Genomic DNA, 17,743 nt, shown 5'->3' with positions numbered 1-17,743 from the left:
CGTTCAGCGGTTGCTGTACCGGCCATGTTTGCCGTGGGCAGGCATGGCTTGGTTACCGCGTTCGGCAATCATCTGTTTGAGCCCGATCAGCTCAACGCCTTGGCTTCTCAGGCGCGGGATTTCCCGTGCCAGTACTTCGAGGGTTTGCGGGTAGGGGTGGCCGATCAACACGGCCGAGCCTTGCTTGCGGGCCATCGCGATACCCAGTTGCAGTTGCCCGGCAATGGCTTCGGGGGTGCGCACGTCATCCAGGAACACATCCCGCGACACGTGTGCCACATCCTGCGCCTGAGCTTCGGCGGCGGCCACCGTGGCGGCACTGGTGCGGCTGTCGACGAAGAACAAGTGGCGGTGCTGCAGTTCGCCCATCAGCCAGGTCATGGCTTCGCGTTGGGCGGTCATGCGGCTGCCCATGTGGTTGTTGATGCCGGCCGCGTACGGCACCTTGGCCAAGGCCGCGTCGAGCCGGCTGGCCAGTTCGGGCAGCGGTAGCCCGGGGTGCCAGGCATAGGGGCCGGTAGCCGGGTCCATGGGCATGTGCAGGATCACGGTCTTGTGGGCTTTGTGTGCCTGGCGGGCGAAATCGCTAGCGTGCGGGGTGTCGGGCATGATTGCCATGGTGACCGGGCCGGGCAGCGCGAGCGTGCGGCTGTCACGCTCGGTGCTTTGGCCAAGGTCGTCGATGATGATGCTCATGTAGGCCTTGCTGGCCGGCGCCGCTTGGGCGACGCCAACCAGCAGGTAGCACAGCAGACACAGCAGATACCGCATGGGCGCGATCATTTACCCGAGGTGATGTTCAAGCCCTTGAGCAGGCTCAGGGCCTGGCTCAGCTGGAAATCATCGTCCTGCGGGCGTTCCTTGCGCTTGCTGCTGCCAGTCGGGCGCTCGGCGCCGCCGTTGCCGTTGCCCAGGTGGCCCTGCAGGTCGGCTTCCTTGAAGTTGTCAGTATCGATTTCGGCAGTGAGTTTGGCCGGGCGCACTTCGATGTCCGGCACGATGCCCTGGGCTTGGATCGAGCGGCCGTTGGGGGTGTAGTACAGCGCAGTGGTGAGCTTCAGGGCGCGGTCGTTGGCCAGCGGCAGCACGGTTTGCACCGAGCCTTTGCCGAAGCTGTCGGTGCCCATTAGCACAGCGCGCTTCTGGTCCTGCAGGGCGCCGGCGACGATTTCCGACGCCGAGGCGCTGCCGCCGTTGATCAGCACCACCAATGGCACGCCTTCGCTGGCGTCGGCCGGGTCGGCGGAGAAGCGCAGTTCGGAGTTGGCGATACGGCCCTTGGTGTAGACGATCAGGCCCTTGGTCAAGAAGTGGTCGGCCACTTCGACCGCCGACTGCAGCACGCCGCCGGGGTTGTTGCGCAGGTCGAGCACCACCCCGCGCAGCTTCTTGCCATTGTCCTTGCGCAGCTTGGCCAGGGCCTTGCCCACCTCGTCGCCGGTCTTGACCTGGAACTGGGTAATGCGGATGTAGCCGTAGTCGTTTTCCAGCAGCTGGCTTTTCACGCTCTTGACCTGGATCACCGCGCGGGCGAGGGTCACGTCGAACGGGTTGCCGCCATCGCGGACCAGGGTCAGGGTGATTTTTTCGCCGACCTTGCCGCGCATCTTGTCCACGGCTTCGGTCATGGTCTGGCCACGGGTCGGGGCGCCGTTGATCTTGACGATCAGGTCACCGGCCTGCACGCCGGCCCGGGAGGCGGGGGTGTCATCGATGGGCGAGACCACCTTGATGAAGCCGTCTTCCTGGCCCACTTCGATACCCAGGCCACCAAATTCGCCGCTGGTGCTCTCTTGCAGCTCCTGGAAGTCCTCGGGGCCGAGGTAGGCCGAGTGCGGGTCAAGGTTGCTGAGCATGCCCTTGATGGCGTTTTCCAGCAGGGTCTTGTCGTCCACCGGCTCAACGTAAGCGGCCTTGATGCGGTCCATGACCTCGGCGAAGGTGCGCAGCTCCTCCAGCGGCAGCGGCGCCTTGGCCGTCACCTCGGTAGCTGGCACCGCTGCTGGCTTGGCCGGCTCTGCGGCAATGGCCAGGGGCGCGCCGACCGCCAGGGCGATGGACAGGGCCAGCTGGGTGAGACGAGGCGAGTGCAGCATGTCGAACGAACTCCTGATCCTGAAGGCGCTCCGTGAGGAGCATCGGCGCAGCATTCAGGCTACGCCGTAAAAAGGTGAACGGGGTTGTTTTTCGGACAAACCCTAGCCTCTGCACCACTGCGACGGGTCGGTAGGCCGGCCCTGCTGGCGGATGGCGAAGTACAAGCCTGCGCTGTCCTGGCCACCGCTGTCACCCACGGTGGAGATGGCTTCGCCGGCTTTGACGATGTCACCGGCGCTCTTGAGCAGGCTCTGGTTGTGGCCGTACAGGCTCAGGTAACCATTACCATGGTCGAGAATGACCAGAAGTCCAGCACCGCGCAACCAGTCGGCAAACACCACACGGCCGCCGTGTACGGCGCGTACTTGCGTGCCTGGGTTGGCGCTGATCATCACCCCGTCCCATTTGGCCCGGGCGTCACTGCCGCGTGCATCGCCGAAGCGTGCCAGCAATCGACCATTGACGGGCCACGGAAGTTTGCCCCGTGCAGCAGAAAAAGCGCCGCCGTAGTTGGCGCCATCGCTGGAAACCATCGGGCCCAGGGTGGTGCGGGCCTTTTTCGGCGGCTCGACCGGCTCGCGGGCTTCTTCGCGCGCTGCGGCGGCGGCCAGGGCTTCCTGCTGGCGGCGTTTTTCCGCCTCTTGCTGGGCCAGCAGGGCTTTCTTGCGCGCTTCCTCTGCCTCGCGGGCCTGGCGTGCCAGGGTTTCCTCGATGGTCTTGAGTACTTTGCCAAGGTCGGCCTGGTCCTGCTCGCGGGCCTGTAGCTTCTGGTCGCGGTCTTTCATGTCATTGTTGAGCTTGGCCAGTACTTGCTGGCGCTTGCTGCGCTCGGTCTCGAGGGCCTGGCGGCGGCTGTCGAGGTCGGCGCGCTGGGCCAGCAGTTGCTCCTGCTGGCGGGCGATGTCCTGTTCGACGTTGGCCAATTGGCGCAGGGTCTCGTTGAAGGTGCGCAGTTGCTCCAGGCGCGCCTTGCTCAGGTAATCGTAATAGGTGAGGGTGCGCGCGAATTTCTCGGGGTTCTGCTGGTTGAGCAGCAGCTTGAGGTATTCCTCGCGGCCGTTCTGGTAGGCCGAACGGGCCTGGATGGCAATCAGCCGTTGTTGTTCAACGCGGGCGCTCTGGAGTTTTTTTTTCTCGGTATCAAGGCGCTCCAGCTCGCCCTCGGTCTTTTTTAGTTCTTGTTGCAGGGCCTCCACCTGTTTCTCGAGGTTGCCGATGTCGGTCTCGGTGGACTTGAGGTCTTTCTGCACGCCGGATTTCTCTTCCTGGAGCTTGCCCAGCATCTTTTTGAGCTCGGCGATGTCCTGGCGGGTGGCGTCCAGTTGTTGCTGGGTCTGTGCGCGCTCATCGGCAAATGCCGGGCTGAGCAGGCAAGACAGGGCGAGTAGGATCAGGGCGCGGAGCATGGGGTTGGGCGTACCAGGGATGGAGACTGGCCTAGTATGCCCGCGCGAGCCTGCAAAAAAAACGCCTCGCGGCAGATGCGGCGAGGCGTTTGTCTGGAATTCATGTGTCAGGGGTCTGCTTCGCAGCCCATTCGCGGGGCAAGCCCGCTCCCACAGGAGAGTTGCTGCTGTTGAAACAGTACCGCCCCTGTGGGAGCGGGCTTGCCCCGCGGATGGGCCGCAAAGCGGCCCCCTACACCGATCAGGCGTCGATCAGGATCGACGTCCCGGTCATTTCCACAGGCTTTTCCATCCCCAGCAATTTCAGCATGGTCGGCGCCACGTCGGCCAGCACGCCGCCTTCGCGGACCTTGACCTTGCGCTTGCCCACATAGATGAACGGCACTGGCTCGGTGGTGTGCGCGGTGTGCGCTTGGCCGGTGCAGGCGTCTTCCATTTGCTCGACGTTGCCGTGGTCGGCGGTGATCAGCGCTTCACCGTCGACTTTATCCAGCGCCTCGACGATACGCCCGACACAGGTATCCAGCGCTTCGACGGCCTTGACTGCAGCCTCGAATACACCCGTGTGGCCGACCATGTCGCCGTTGGCGTAGTTGACGATGATCACGTCGAAACGCTGTTGCTCGATGGCTTCGACGATGCGGTCGGTGACTTCCGGCGCGTTCATTTCCGGTTGCAGGTCGTAGGTGGCGACCTTCGGCGACGGGATCAGGATGCGCTCTTCGCCTTCGAACGGCTCTTCACGGCCGCCCGAGAAAAAGAACGTGACGTGCGCGTACTTTTCGGTCTCGGCGATGCGCAGCTGGGTCTTGCCGTTCTTGGCCAGGTATTCGCCCAGCACGTTGTCCAGGCTGGACGGTGCAAAGGCTGCTGGCGCCGGGATTTTTGCCGAATACTGGGTCAGGCCGATGTAAGCCGCCATCTTCGGCAGGCGCGCACGCGGGAATTCGTTGAAGTCCGGCTCGACGAAGGCACGCGACAGTTCGCGGGCGCGGTCGGCGCGGAAGTTCATGAAGATCACTGCGTCGCCGTCTTCAACCTTGACGGCCTCGCCAATGCGCGTGGCTTTGACGAACTCGTCGTTTTCTTCACGGGCGTAGGCGGCTTCAAGGCCGGCCAGGGCGGTGTCTGCGGTGTAGTCGGCAACGCTGTCGACGATCAGGTTGTAGGCCGCGGCAACGCGGTCCCAACGGTTGTCGCGGTCCATGGCGAAGTAGCGGCCGATGAGGCTGGCGATGCGGCCCTTGCCCAGCTTGGCGAAGGTCTGGTCGAGCAACTCGATGGACGACTCGGCGCTGCGTGGCGGCGTGTCGCGGCCGTCGAGGAAGGCGTGCAGGTAGATTTTTTCGGCGCCACGCTGTGCGGCCAGTTCGGCCATGGCGATCAGGTGGTCCTGGTGGCTGTGCACGCCGCCGTCGGACAGCAAACCGAGGATGTGCACGGCCTTGCCGGCACCGACAGCCTTGTCTACCGCGCCGGTGAGCACCGGGTTGCTGAAGAACTCGCCATCACGAATAGCCTTGGTGACCCGGGTGAAGTCCTGGTAGACGACGCGGCCGGCACCGAGGTTCATGTGGCCGACTTCGGAGTTGCCCATCTGCCCGTCTGGCAGGCCGACATCCATGCCTGAACCGGAGATCAAGCCATGCGGCTGACTGGCGCGCAGGCGGTCATAGACCGGTGTGTTGGCGGCATAGATGGCGTTGTATTCGGGGCTTTCGCTGTGGCCGAAGCCATCCAGGATGATCAGGACCAGGGGTTTGGGCGTACTCGTCATCAATCAAACTCACGGTTGTTCAAAGATGATAAAGACACGCATTTTAGGGCAAATGCGCCATCAACGGCGAATATTCGTCCCATCCCCCGACCGGCGCAGCCACCGCGCCAGGGCAAAGCTGCTTTTCTGGCCGGCCAGTCGGGCTTTGGTGGTCATGGGGGGCTGTGTATACTGGCCGGCATTTTCAATCGCCTGGAACACCGCTGATGGTTGCTCACCTGATTCAATTCGCGACAGATCACTACATCCTGGTTGCGATCTTCGTTGTTCTGCTGGTCCTGCTGCTCATCAATGAAGTCCGCCGTGGCGGCCAGAGCCTGAGCAATGGCCAGTTGACTGCCCTGGTCAACGCTGACAAGGCCCTGGTCATCGACATCCGTACCGCCAAGGAATACTCCGCGGGCCACATCGTGGGTGCCGTGAACATCCCGCAGGACAAGCTGGTCAGCCGTATGGCCGAGCTGGAAAAGCACAAAGAAAAGACCCTGATCATCGTCGATGCGATGGGCCAGCAGTCCGGCACGCTCTGCCGCGAGCTGCTCAAAGCTGGTTACAACGCCGCCAAGCTGAGCGGTGGCGTTTCCAGCTGGAAAGCCGATAACCTGCCCCTGGTGAAGTGATATGAAGCCCGTCATCGTTTATTCCAGCGACTACTGCCCCTACTGCATGCGCGCCAAATACCTGCTCGAGAGCAAGGGCGTTGCGTTCGAGGAAATCAAGGTCGACGGCAAACCGCAGGTTCGCGCCGAAATGAGCCAGAAGGCCGGCCGTACGTCGGTGCCACAGATCTGGATCGGCAGCACCCATGTCGGTGGATGCGATGACCTCTATGCCCTGGAGCGCGCCGGCAAGCTCGACGCGCTGCTGGCGGCCTGATTTGCACTGCATTCAAAAACATTAGGATAAGGATCTGCCATGACTGACCAACAGACCAACGGCGCAGCTGCCGAAGACAACAGCCCTCAGTTCTCCCTGCAGCGCATCTACGTGCGTGACCTGTCGTTCGAGGCCCCGAAAAGCCCGCAGATCTTCCGCCAGCAGTGGGAGCCGAGCGTTGCCCTGGACCTGAACACCAAGCAGAAAGCCCTGGAAGGCGACTTCCATGAAGTGGTGCTGACCCTGTCGGTGACCGTCAAGAACGGTGACGAAGTGGCCTTCATCGCTGAAGTGCAGCAGGCCGGCATCTTCCTGATCGCCAACCTCGACGCTTCGTCGATGAGCCACACCCTCGGCGCGTTCTGCCCGAACATCCTGTTCCCGTACGCCCGTGAGACTCTGGACAGCCTGGTGACCCGCGGTTCGTTCCCAGCGCTGATGCTGTCGCCGGTCAACTTCGACGCCCTGTACGCGCAAGAGCTGCAGCGTATGCAGGAAGCGGGCGAGACGCCGACCGTTCAGTAAGAGCTGCCGGTTTCAGAAAGGCGCCTCTCGGGGCGCTTTTTTATTGCCTGTTCTGGCCTCTGCGCGGGGCAAGCCCGCTCCCACATTGAAATGCGTACGCCAAACCATTGTGGGAGCGGGCTTGCCCCGCGAAGAGGCCGTTCCTGCCAATGCATCAGCTTCCGGCAAACCCATTCTGCCGCCAGGCCTCATACACCGTCACCGCCACGGTATTGGACAGGTTCAGGCTGCGGCACCCCGGCCGCATCGGCAGGCGCAAGCGCTGCTCGGCCGGCAGGCTGTCCAGCACGTCGGCTGGCAAGCCGCGGCTTTCGGGGCCAAACAGGAAGGCGTCGCCCGGCTGGTAAGCTACTTCGTGGAAGGGGTGCGAGCCCTTGGTGGTGAAGGCGAACAGCCGTGGGTTACCCAGGCTTTCCAGGCATCCGGCCAGGCTCTCGTGGCGCTTGAGCGTGGCATACTCGTGGTAGTCCAGCCCCGCCCTGCGCAGGCGCTTGTCATCCAGTTCGAAGCTGATGGGCTCGATCAGGTGCAGGTGGCAACCGCTGTTGGCGCAGAGGCGAATGATGTTGCCGGTATTCGGCGGAATTTCTGGTTGAAAAAGGATGACGTGAAACATGCACGGCTCCAGGCGTGAAGATGACGAGCATTCTACCCCTGAACCGGACCTGCGTTCGAAGGCCTTCCCACGGGTGATGCTATCGCTGGCCATTGTCGGCCTGATGGTGGGCTTGATGATCGGCCGCCTGACCACCCCCGATGAGCGGGTGCTGGAGCAGGTCGAGGTGGTTCAGGACGGGCTCGACCTGTGGTTCAACGAAGAGCCGAAGCTGCATGGCGAGAACGTCGAGGGCACGGTTGCCCTGCTGTTCGAGGCCCAGGGCAAGGCCCAGCGGGGGCAATTGAGCCTGCAGGGTAAACCGGTGGGCTGGCGTGTGCAGAAAAGCGAGGAAGGGCTGTTGCTGACGGTGGTGGCCGCGCGCCCTCTGCACGGCGAGTGGGCCGGTGCAGAGGACGCTGGGCGTTGGCGTGTGCAGGTGAGGCTGCACGAATAAAAGAGGGGATGTCCCGGCCTGCCTGTACCAGGGTCCCCAAAACTTGCGCTATTGCAAATAAAAGAGGGGTTTTCCCGGCCTGCCTGTACCGAGGACCCCGAAACTGGAGATACAGGACTTATTGCAGGGGGCGTGCCAGTTTTGCAAAACCCGGAAACATTGGCTTTCAGGGCTTTCTTGCCAGGTTTTGAGGGTTTTTGTGCCTTCGTGCGGTGCAGAGGGCACAGGATCGGTGCATGCGGCTGAAATGATTGGGGCCGCTTTGCGGCCCTTTCGCGGCACAAGGCCGCTCCTACAGGCCCGCGCTGGATTCAAGGTAAGCGCGGACCTGTAGGAGCGGCCTTGTGCCGCGAAAGGGCTGCAAAGCAGCCCCAGTATTCAATGACCTGTGTGTGCCTCAATGGTCTTCGCTGTCATCCTCATCGCCGCCGGCGACATTCATCCCCAGCTCCTTGATCTTGCGCGTCAAGGTATTGCGCCCCCAGCCCAGTAACAACGCCGCATCCCGACGCCGCCCGGCCGTGTGCTTGAGGGCGGTCTCGATCATGATCCGTTCGAAACTGGGCACCGCACTGTCGAGCAGGTTCGATTGACCACGGGCCAGCGCCTGGTCCGCCCACTGGCGCAGCGCCTGTTCCCAGTTGGTCACGGGGGCGGCGTCCTGCGGCAGGTTCAGCAACTCGGGAGGCAAGTCACCGATCAGCACTTCACGGCTGGACGCCATCACGGTGATCCAGCGGCAGGTGTTTTCCATCTGCCGCACGTTGCCCGGCCACGGCAGGTTGCGGATGAACTCTTCGGTTTCCGGCTTCAGCAGTTTTGGCTCCACCGCCAGCTCCTGCGCGGCGCGGGCGAGGAAGTGGCGGGCGAGCGCAGGGATATCTTCGCGGCGGTCGGCCAGGCGCGGAATGTGGATGCGGATCACATTGAGCCGGTGGAACAAGTCCTCGCGGAACTTGCCAGCCTGCACCAACGACTCCAGGTTCTGGTGGGTGGCGGCAATGATGCGCACATCCACCTTGACCGGCACGTGGCCACCCACCCGGTAGAACTCGCCATCGGCCAGCACCCGCAGCAGGCGGGTTTGGGTGTCGGCGGGCATGTCGCCGATCTCGTCGAGGAACAACGTACCGCCATCGGCCTGCTCGAAGCGGCCGCGGCGCAGGTTGGCCGCACCGGTAAAGGCGCCTTTCTCGTGGCCGAACAGCTCGGACTCCATCAGGTCCTTGGGGATGGCTGCCATGTTCAGGGCAATGAACGGTGACGCCGCACGCGGGCTGTGGCGGTGCAACGCATGCGCCACCAGCTCTTTGCCGGTGCCGGACTCACCGTTGATCAGTACCGTGATGTTGGAGTGGCTCAGGCGACCGATGGCGCGGAACACCTCCTGCATCGCCGGCGCTTCGCCGATGATCTCTGGCGTGCGGGCCAAAGCTTGTGGCACATCGAGGCCTTGCTGCTCCTGGGCATGCTGGTTGGCGCGCTTGACCAGCGACACTGCCTCGTCCACGTCGAACGGCTTGGGCAGGTACTCGAAGGCGCCGCCCTGGTAGGACGCCACGGCACTGTCGAGGTCGGAGTGAGCGGTCATGATGATGACCGGCAGGCGCGGGTGCTGCTCGCGGATCTGGGCCAGCAGGTCAAGGCCGCTGGTGCCCGGCATGCGGATGTCGGAAATGATTACATCCGGTTGCTGGCGGGCCAGGCGGCCCATCACGCCATCAGCGCTGTCGAAGCTCTGGGTGGTCATGCCTTCCTGTTGCAGGGCTTTTTCCAGGACCCAGCGGATGGAGCGATCATCGTCGACGATCCATACGGTTTCACTTCGGCTCATGAGGCGGTGGCTCCTTGTTCCAGAGGCAGGTAAATCGAGAAGGCGGTATGGCCCGCGTGGCTTTCACACTCGATCAGGCCCTGGTGCTGGCTGATGATGTTCTGGGTGATGGCCAGGCCCAGCCCGGTACCGTCTGGGCGCCCGCTGACCATGGGATAGAAAAGGGTGTCTTGCAGTTCCGACGGGATGCCCGGGCCGTTGTCGATGATCTCGACGCGTGCCACCAGCCGGTGGCGCACATGGCCAATGGTGAACTGGCGCAGCGCACGGCTGCGCAGGGTGATGCGGCCCAGGCGCAGTTCGTTCTGCGAGCTGATCGCCTGCATGGCGTTGCGCACGATGTTCAGCACCGCCTGGATCATCTGCTCACGGTCGATCAGCACATCCGGCAGGCTTGGGTCGTAGTCGCGCACCAACGTGATGCAGCCCTGGCTTTCGGCGTCCACCAGGCTGCAGACCCGTTCCAGCACTTCGTGGATATTGGTCATGGCCAGCGAGGGCAGTTTGTTCGAGCCCAGCATGCGGTCGACCAGGTTGCGCAGGCGGTCGGCCTCTTCGATGATCACGTTGGTGTAGTCGCGCAGGCCTTCTTCAGGCAGCTCGCGGGCCAACAGCTGCGCCGCGCCGCGGATGCCTCCGAGCGGGTTCTTGATCTCGTGGGCCAGGCCACGCACCAGCATCTTGGTGGTTTCCTGCTTGCTCAGCTGGGCTTCTTCCTTGGTGATGCGCAGCAGCCGATCGCGCGGGTGCACCTCGAGCAGCAGCAGGGTCTGGCCCTGGTGCAGAATCGGCGTGACAGCGTAGTCGACGGTGATGGTCTGCCCGGTCAGCGAGGTCAGCTGCGCCTCGCGCTTGGTGAACGGGTGCGCCTGCTCCACCGCCTGGCGCAGCGAGCTGAGCGCTTCGGTCGACTCGGTGAACAGCTCGCTGATGAACTGCCCATGGCTGCGCTGGCCACTGACGGCCAACAGCATTTCTGCCGCCGGGTTCATGTATTCCAGGCGCAGCTCGGCGTTCAGCAGGAGCGTGGCGGTGGTCAGGTTGTCCAGAAGCAGACGGTGCTGTGCATCGCTGATGGTCATAAGGCGTCGTTGACCTCTTTTGGCGCTTGCCTGGCACTAGGTGGCCAGAGCTGGGCGCGCTGTGGATCCGCTGATACCAAGAAAATGCAAGAAACAAACCAAAGCTCCGAAAAGAAGCGAGATTTGCCCATAAAGGCCTGTATCTGCGCAGTTTCGGATCAGAAACTCTGGATGAAACGTTTCACTTGACCCAGATTGGGGAGCATATAAGGGCACGACTGGCAGTTGTGCACCAAGATAGAGCATAGCGGGAGTGGCGAGGGTTCTGCGTGGGCAGAAACAAAAACGGCCTCCCGAAGGAGGCCGTCTTGATCACGTCATCGGCGCCAGGCGCCGATCAGATCAGCAGCTGTAGTACAGCTCGTATTCCAGCGGGTGCACGAAGGTACGGACTTTGATCTCTTCTTCGCTCTTCAGCTCGATGAAGGCATCGATGAAGTCGTCGGAGAACACGCCGCCCTTGGTCAGGAACGCACGGCCTTTATCCAGCTCTTCCAGGGCCTCTTTCAGGCTGCCGCAGACCTGCGGGATGTCTTTCGCCTCTTCAGGCGGCAGGTCGTACAGGTTCTTGTCGGCAGCATCGCCTGGGTGGATCTTGTTCTGGATGCCGTCCAGGCCAGCCATCAGCAGGGCCGCGAAGGCCAGGTACGGGTTGGCCGATGGGTCCGGGAAGCGCGCTTCGATACGGCGGGCTTTCGGGCTGCCGACGTACGGAATACGGATCGAGGCGGAACGGTTGCGCGCCGAGTAGGCCAGCATCACCGGGGCTTCGAAGCCTGGGACCAGACGCTTGTAGGAGTTGGTCGACGGGTTGGTGAAGCCGTTCAGGGCCTTACCGTGCTTGATGATACCGCCGATGAAGTACAGGGCGGTGTCGGACAGGCCGGCATAGCCTTCACCCGAGAAGGTGTTCTTGCCGTCTTTCCAGATCGACATGTGCACGTGCATGCCCGAGCCGTTGTCGCCGTACAGTGGCTTCGGCATGAAGGTGGCGGTACGGCCGTAGGCGTCGGCAACGTTGTGCACGACGTACTTCAGGGCCTGTACTTCGTCAGCTTTCTTCACCAGGGTGTTGAACTTGACGCCGATTTCGTTCTGGCCGGCAGTCGCCACTTCGTGGTGGTGAACTTCAACGGTCTGACCCATTTCTTCCAGTGCGTTGCACATGGCAGTACGGATTTCGTGGTCGTGGTCGAACGGCGGAACAGGGAAGTAGCCGCCTTTGACGCCAGGACGGTGGCCTTTGTTGCCGCCTTCTACGTCAGCGCCAGTCATCCACGAGCCTTGCTCGGAGAAGATCTTGAACATCGAGCCGGAGATGTCCGACTGGAACTTCACTTCGTCGAAGATGAAGAACTCAGGCTCTGGGCCGGCGAATACAGTGTCACCGATGCCGGTGCTCTTCAGGTACTCTTCGGCGCGCTTGGCGATGCCGCGTGGGTCGCGATCGTAGCCCTGCATGCTCGACGGGTCGACGATGTCGCAGGTGATGATCAGGGTCGGCTCTTCGGTGAACGGGTCCAGCACGGCGGTGTCATCGACCGGCATCAGGATCATGTCGGAGGCTTCGATGCCTTTCCAGCCAGCGATGGAGGAACCGTCGAACATCTTGCCGACTTCGAAGAAATCTTCGTCCAGGCCATCACGCGCCGGCATGGTCACGTGGTGCTGAATGCCTTTGGTGTCCGTGAAACGCAGATCAATCCACTTGACGTCATGATCTTTGATGAGTTGAACCGACTTCGACATGTTGTCCTCCGGATGGTCTAGAGCGCGGTGGGCCGCTGCCCTGGAAAAAGGGTGTTGCCGGGCGCGGATAGTCGGCCAAGCTTACCTGCCTCACAAGGGAGCAAATTGCATGCCAGTGCCCGAAAATGGCGAGGGCGGGATAAAAGAGGGCGTTTGCGGGCATCTGGCGACAGGGTAGCGAGGAAAAGTGCACCCTTAAGATGCGGTTCTTGGTATCAGTGCACCAATAGTGTGCGCGTGTTCAGTGTTGTGCTTTCTTTGAGGGCCTCTTCGCGGGTGAACCCGCTCCCACAGGGACCGCAGGGATTTCGAAGATTGTGCAATCCTCTGTAGGAGCGGGTTTACCCGCGAAAGGGCCGGAACAGGCACCCCAAAACCCCGGCCTTGCATTTATCTCAAAGCTTCTGATCAAAAGTTGGTCAAATCCTGAGCAATTTCCGATATAATTCGCGCCCCTCATTTTCGGCAGGCCCTGCGCGCGCTGTTAACCAATGAAACTTATCGTCAAAGTCTTCCCAGAAATCACCATCAAGAGCCGGCCGGTGCGCAAGCGCTTCATCCGTCAGCTCGGCAAGAACATCCGCAACGTGCTCAAGGATTTGGATCCTGAGCTCGCGGTCGATGGTGTTTGGGACAATCTCGAAGTGGTCACCCGCGTCGAAGACGAGAAGGTCCAGCGCGAGATGATCGAGCGCCTCACCTGCACGCCGGGTATCACCCACTTCCTGCAGGTCGAGGAATACCCGCTCGGCGACTTCGACGACATCGTCGAGAAGTGCAAGCAGCACTTCGGTCACCTGCTGGCGGGCAAGCATTTCGCCGTGCGCTGCAAGCGCGGCGGCCACCACGACTTCACGTCGATGGACGTCGACCGCTACGTCGGCAGCCAACTGCGTCAGCAGTGCGGCGCCGCCGGCATCGAGCTGAAGAACCCGGAAGTCCTGGTACGCATCGAAATTCGCAACCAGCGCCTGTACGTGATCCACAACCAGCACCAGGGCATCGGCGGCTATCCGCTGGGCGCCCTGGAGCAAACCCTGGTACTGATGTCCGGTGGCTTCGACTCCACCGTGGCGGCCTACCAGATGATGCGCCGTGGCCTGATGACCCACTTCTGCTTCTTCAACCTCGGCGGGCGTGCCCACGAACTGGGGGTGATGGAAGTTGCCCACTACCTGTGGAAAAAGTACGGCAGCAGCCAGCGCGTGCTGTTCATCAGCGTGCCGTTCGAAGAAGTGGTCGGCGAGATCCTCAACAAGGTCGACAACAGCTACATGGGCGTGACCCTCAAGCGCATGATGTTGCGCGGCGCCGCCCATATGGCCGACCGCCTGCAGATCGACGCGCTGGTCACCGGCGAGGCAATTTCCCAGGTCTCCAGCCAGACCCTGCCGAACCTGTCGATCATCGACTCGGCGACCGACAAGCTGGTGCTGCGCCCGCTGCTGGCCAGCCACAAGCAGGACATCATCGACCAGGCCACCGAAATCGGCACCGCCGACTTCGCCAAGCACATGCCTGAATACTGCGGCGTAATCTCGGTAAACCCGACCACCCACGCCAAGCGTCACCGCATGGAGCATGAAGAGAAGCAATTCGACATGGCCGTGCTGGAGCGCGCCCTCGAACGCGCCAAGTTCATCTCGATCGACCACGTGATCGACGAGTTGGGCAAGGACGTCGAGGTGGAAGAAGTGCGCGAAGCGCTGCCTGGCCAGATCGTCATCGACATCCGTCACCCCGATGCCCAGGAAGACGAACCCCTGGTGATCGAGGGCATCGAAGTCCAGGTGATGCCATTTTATGCAATTAATAGTCGCTTCAAGCAGCTGGATGAAACACGCCAGTACCTGCTGTATTGCGACAAGGGTGTGATGAGCCGACTGCACGCACACCACCTGCTCAGTGAGGGACATGCCAATGTGCGTGTTTATCGTCCGGCATAAGACGCCAGGGCTGTATGGCGGCAGCATCCGCCATCGCCCTCCCGACCACCGGGCCTGCTGAGCCTTATACCTTACATATTGGTCGCCTAGACTAGGCGGCAACCGAATCCTCTGATCGAGATACACTTGTGATCGAAAATCTGCGTAACATCGCCATCATCGCCCACGTTGACCATGGTAAAACCACGTTGGTCGACAAACTCCTGCGTCAGTCCGGCACTCTGGAGCGTAACGAGCTCAACGACGAGCGCGTCATGGACTCCAACGACCAGGAAAAAGAGCGCGGTATTACCATTCTGGCGAAAAACACCGCCATCAACTGGAACGGCTACCACATCAACATCGTCGACACCCCCGGCCACGCCGACTTCGGTGGCGAGGTTGAGCGTGTAATGTCGATGGTCGACTCCGTGCTGCTGCTGGTCGACGCTCAAGACGGCCCGATGCCGCAAACCCGCTTCGTGACCAAAAAGGCCTTCGAAGCTGGCCTGAAGCCAATCGTTGTCATCAACAAGGTTGACCGCCCGGGCGCGCGTCCTGACTGGGTTCTGGACCAGATCTTCGACCTGTTCGACAACCTCGGTGCCACCGACGAACAGCTGGACTTCAAAGTCGTCTACGCCTCGGCCCTGAACGGCATCGCCGGTCTGGACCACACCGAAATGGGCGAAGACATGACTGCCCTGTACCAGGCTGTCATCGACCACGTTCCAGCGCCAGCTGTTGACCGTGACGGCCCGTTCCAGATGCAGATCTCCGCTCTGGACTACAACAGCTTCCTGGGTGTTATCGGTGTTGGCCGTATTGCCCGTGGTCGCATCAAGCCGAACACCCCGGTTGTTGCCATCGACGCTGACGGCAAGAAGCGTAACGGCCGTATCCTCAAGCTGATGGGCCACCACGGCCTGCACCGCGTCGATGTCGAAGAAGCCCAAGCTGGCGACATCGTCTGCATCAGCGGTTTCGACGAGCTGTTCATCTCCGACACCCTGTGCGACCCGACTGCCGTTGAGGCGATGAAGCCGCTGACCGTTGACGAGCCTACCGTTTCGATGACCTTCCAGGTCAACGACTCGCCGTTCTGCGGCAAGGAAGGCAAGTTCGTCACCAGCCGTAACATCAAGGACCGTCTGGACAAAGAGCTGCTGTACAACGTTGCCCTGCGCGTTGAAGAAACCGACTCCCCAGACAAGTTCAAGGTCTCGGGCCGTGGTGAGCTGCACCTCTCGGTACTGATCGAAACCATGCGTCGCGAAGGCTTCGAGCTGGCCCTGGGCCGCCCAGAAGTGATCATCCGCGAAGTGGACGGCGTGAAGCAGGAACCGTTCGAAAACGTCACCATCGACATCCCTGAAGAAGCCCAGGGCAAGGTCATGGAAGAGATGGGTCTGCGTAAAGGCGACCTGACCAACATGGTCCCGGATGGCAAGGGCCGTGTACGCCTGGAATACAACATCCCGGCGCGTGGTCTGATCGGTTTCCGTAACCAGTTCCTGACCCTGACCAACGGTGCAGGCATCCTGACCTCGATCTTCGATCGCTACGACACCGTGAAGTCCGGCCACATGTCCGGCCGTCAGAACGGCGTACTGGTTTCGGTCGAAACCGGCAAGGCGCTGACCTACTCGCTGGAAACCCTCCAGGCGCGTGGCAAGCTGTTTGTCGAGCACGGTCAAGAGATCTACAACGGTCAGATCATCGGCCAGAACAGCCGCGACAACGACCTGGGCGTCAACCCTACCAAGGGCAAGAAGCTCGACAACATGCGTGCTTCGGGTAAAGACGAAGTCATCGCCCTGGTTCCGCCTGTTCGCTTCACCCTGGAACAGGCTCTGGAATACATCCAGGAAGACGAGCTGTGCGAAGTCACGCCGAAGTCCATCCGTCTTCGCAAGAAGATCCTGGACGAAAGCGAGCGTACCCGCGCTGCCAAGAAAGCCAAGAACAGCTGATTTAGCTGTGGCTGAATGAAAACGCCCCCGGTCGAAAGGCCGGGGGCGTTTTTGTTTGAGCGTTTATTGCCCCATGTTGCAACGGAAGTAATTGCTAACTAAGCAGTTTTTGGCAATGCACCACAGCCCCAGTACGCTGCCTGCTTGTAAAAATCAGGGAGCCGAAGATGAAGGGCAGGGGGTGGAAGGAGCATTTGGCGCGTGGCCATATTGATGTTGCGGGAGTGTCCTGGAGCTTGCTCCACTTGCGTCCCGGCTTGCATCAAGTAGTTATCCCAGCCCATTCCACTCAGGAACCGCAAGAAGTGGCGCTGGTAATAGAGTATTCAAGCCACTGTGTCAGTTACGGGCCGAAGCAAGGTGCTGAATTGAATTTCGAGGCTCTAGGCCTCGAGCATTTGCTGATAGATCACAGGGGGATATGCCGGGCGTTTTGCGCTGGGCGATACAGGCTGTCCGTCCAACTGCCGACCATCATGGCATCACTGGCGGATAGGCAGTGTCTGTTTACGGGGCATAGCAACTGGCTGACCATGGAAGGGCATCAATTTGGCTATCCAGAAGGAAGCCGCTATGAGGTCTATTTCAGTCTGCGTCGTGAATCAGCCCGGAGCCTGAAGGTATATGTTGAAAGTGCCTACGTGCGAGACGTTGATCATCCCTCTCATCGTCCGCTTCGCCTGAAACGGCATGAAAAGATAAAGGGCTGGCTGTTGATCATGAAGAAGCTGAGAAATGAGCCGATTCGACGGCCAGTGCAGCGTTAGCTGGCTGCAGAAATACGAAACCCCCAATTAAGGGGGTCGTATCGCGGATGCCCTTAGGGACTTATCCCATCAACCGGCACGGCCGGAACCAGGTGGCGGCGTCTAGACACTTCCCGAGGGAAGCTCCGTGTACATCAAGACGGTTGAAAGTCTATTGGGTCTCTGATGGATCGTCAACGCCCAACCACTTTAGGCTTATAGGCGCAGTACCCCGGCCGCGGCCCAACCTTGGGGTGGTTGCGGCAGGTGTCCGGGCGCTTGTCATAAATGGTGCACAGCCGGCTCTTACGATCCAGGTACATGCAGTCATCGTTGCTCATCCGGGTCAGGGTGAAAATGCCTGACTTCTGGTTGAAGCGTTCGATGATGCCTTCCTTCTGCAGGCGTTTGGCCACGTTTTTGGGCGGTTCGTCTTTTTCGAACTCGTCTACCACGCCAATGCGGATCAGATCCTTGATCTTCACCTCCACCGGCAGGGTGCAACAGGTCGAGTGGCAGCCACCGCACATGTGGCTGGCATAGCGCTGCCAAGTCTCCAGGCGGTCGACTTCGGCGGCGGCGATCAGGGTCGTTTTCATCGTTATGGGGGTGAATCACGGGCTTGGGGCGCGCGATGATACCGGAGTTGTTCAATTTGTGAACAACCTTTTGCCCGATTCACGGTGTTGATTCAGTGTTCA

Annotated in this window: 16 protein-coding genes; 7 read left to right on the top strand and 9 right to left on the bottom strand. The window is 61.3% G+C overall.

Annotated elements, in window-relative coordinates; all coding sequences use genetic code 11:
* Positions 1-3 precede the first annotated feature (3 nt).
* The 4 genes from HU764_RS24090 to gpmI form a co-directional block, all read right to left on the bottom strand.
* On the bottom strand, positions 4-771 hold the full coding sequence (locus tag HU764_RS24090; RefSeq protein ID WP_186702439.1) for a divergent polysaccharide deacetylase family protein: 768 nt from the start codon (positions 769-771) through the stop codon (positions 4-6).
* 8 nt (positions 772-779) lie between these two features.
* Positions 780-2,096, bottom strand: coding sequence for a S41 family peptidase (locus tag HU764_RS24085; protein ID WP_027592376.1), 1,317 nt, complete (start codon positions 2,094-2,096; stop codon positions 780-782).
* A 102-nt stretch (positions 2,097-2,198) separates the two neighbouring features.
* Positions 2,199-3,503: a murein hydrolase activator EnvC family protein gene (locus HU764_RS24080; RefSeq protein WP_027592377.1), complete on the bottom strand. Its 1,305-nt coding sequence runs from the start codon at positions 3,501-3,503 to the stop codon at positions 2,199-2,201.
* Positions 3,504-3,744: 241 nt separating this feature from the next.
* Complete coding sequence (gene gpmI, locus HU764_RS24075) at positions 3,745-5,280, bottom strand: 2,3-bisphosphoglycerate-independent phosphoglycerate mutase (RefSeq protein WP_186702438.1); 1,536 nt, start codon at positions 5,278-5,280, stop codon at positions 3,745-3,747.
* A 206-nt stretch (positions 5,281-5,486) separates the two neighbouring features.
* On the opposite strand from gpmI, the gene HU764_RS24070 reads away from it, so the two are divergent.
* The 3 genes from HU764_RS24070 to secB are packed head-to-tail and all read left to right on the top strand — an operon-like array spanning position 5,487 to position 6,681.
* The gene (locus tag HU764_RS24070) at positions 5,487-5,900 is read left to right on the top strand and encodes a rhodanese-like domain-containing protein (protein WP_027592379.1); all 414 of its coding nucleotides are present in this window, start codon (positions 5,487-5,489) and stop codon (positions 5,898-5,900) included.
* A gap of 1 nt (position 5,901) precedes the next feature.
* The gene (gene grxC / locus HU764_RS24065) at positions 5,902-6,156 is read left to right on the top strand and encodes a glutaredoxin 3 (RefSeq protein WP_003249204.1); all 255 of its coding nucleotides are present in this window, start codon (positions 5,902-5,904) and stop codon (positions 6,154-6,156) included.
* 39 nt (positions 6,157-6,195) lie between these two features.
* Positions 6,196-6,681 carry a protein-export chaperone SecB gene (gene secB, locus HU764_RS24060; RefSeq protein ID WP_027592380.1) on the top strand — a complete coding sequence of 162 codons (486 nt, stop codon included), beginning with the start codon at positions 6,196-6,198 and terminating at the stop codon, positions 6,679-6,681.
* 154 nt (positions 6,682-6,835) lie between these two features.
* On the opposite strand, the gene trmL is transcribed toward secB, so the two are convergent.
* Entirely contained in the window at positions 6,836-7,297 is a 462-nt protein-coding gene (gene trmL, locus HU764_RS24055; protein ID WP_099455580.1) for a tRNA (uridine(34)/cytosine(34)/5-carboxymethylaminomethyluridine(34)-2'-O)-methyltransferase TrmL, read from the bottom strand.
* Between trmL and HU764_RS24050 the strand changes: the two genes are divergently transcribed.
* Positions 7,296-7,733, top strand: a complete 438-nt coding sequence (locus HU764_RS24050; RefSeq protein WP_099455579.1) for a hypothetical protein — start codon at positions 7,296-7,298, stop codon at positions 7,731-7,733. The two genes, trmL and HU764_RS24050, sit on opposite strands and share 2 nt — an antisense overlap.
* Before the next feature lie 397 nt (positions 7,734-8,130).
* Here HU764_RS24050 and ntrC read toward each other — a convergent pair whose 3' ends face one another.
* The 3 genes from ntrC to glnA form a co-directional block, all read right to left on the bottom strand.
* Positions 8,131-9,567 (bottom strand): nitrogen regulation protein NR(I), encoded by a 1,437-nt coding sequence (gene ntrC / locus HU764_RS24045; protein WP_027592383.1) that lies wholly within the window; start codon positions 9,565-9,567, stop codon positions 8,131-8,133.
* On the bottom strand, positions 9,564-10,649 hold the full coding sequence (glnL, locus tag HU764_RS24040; RefSeq protein ID WP_027592384.1) for a nitrogen regulation protein NR(II): 1,086 nt from the start codon (positions 10,647-10,649) through the stop codon (positions 9,564-9,566). The genes ntrC and glnL overlap by 4 nt, the downstream gene beginning before the upstream one ends.
* 342 nt (positions 10,650-10,991) lie before the next feature.
* A complete protein-coding gene (gene glnA / locus HU764_RS24035; RefSeq protein ID WP_008095432.1) occupies positions 10,992-12,398 on the bottom strand; it encodes a type I glutamate--ammonia ligase in 1,407 nt (468 codons plus the stop codon).
* 491 nt (positions 12,399-12,889) lie between these two features.
* Here glnA and thiI point away from each other — a divergent pair, with 491 nt between their 5' ends.
* From thiI to HU764_RS24020, 3 genes are all read left to right on the top strand, one after another.
* Positions 12,890-14,344, top strand: coding sequence for a tRNA uracil 4-sulfurtransferase ThiI (thiI, locus tag HU764_RS24030; RefSeq protein ID WP_027592385.1), 1,455 nt, complete (start codon positions 12,890-12,892; stop codon positions 14,342-14,344).
* 128 nt (positions 14,345-14,472) lie between these two features.
* A complete protein-coding gene (typA, locus tag HU764_RS24025; RefSeq protein ID WP_027592386.1) occupies positions 14,473-16,296 on the top strand; it encodes a translational GTPase TypA in 1,824 nt (607 codons plus the stop codon).
* Positions 16,297-16,541: 245 nt separating this feature from the next.
* Positions 16,542-17,063 carry a hypothetical protein gene (locus HU764_RS24020; RefSeq protein WP_186677167.1) on the top strand — a complete coding sequence of 174 codons (522 nt, stop codon included), beginning with the start codon at positions 16,542-16,544 and terminating at the stop codon, positions 17,061-17,063.
* A gap of 173 nt (positions 17,064-17,236) precedes the next feature.
* Here HU764_RS24020 and HU764_RS24015 read toward each other — a convergent pair whose 3' ends face one another.
* The gene (locus HU764_RS24015; RefSeq protein ID WP_016712459.1) at positions 17,237-17,641 is read right to left on the bottom strand and encodes a YkgJ family cysteine cluster protein; all 405 of its coding nucleotides are present in this window, start codon (positions 17,639-17,641) and stop codon (positions 17,237-17,239) included.
* Positions 17,642-17,743: the final 102 nt, after the last annotated feature.

It is taken from the genome of Pseudomonas kermanshahensis (assembly GCF_014269205.2).
Classification (GTDB): Bacteria; Pseudomonadota; Gammaproteobacteria; order Pseudomonadales; family Pseudomonadaceae; genus Aquipseudomonas; species Aquipseudomonas kermanshahensis.
This window is presented reverse-complemented; position numbering and strand designations above follow the sequence as displayed.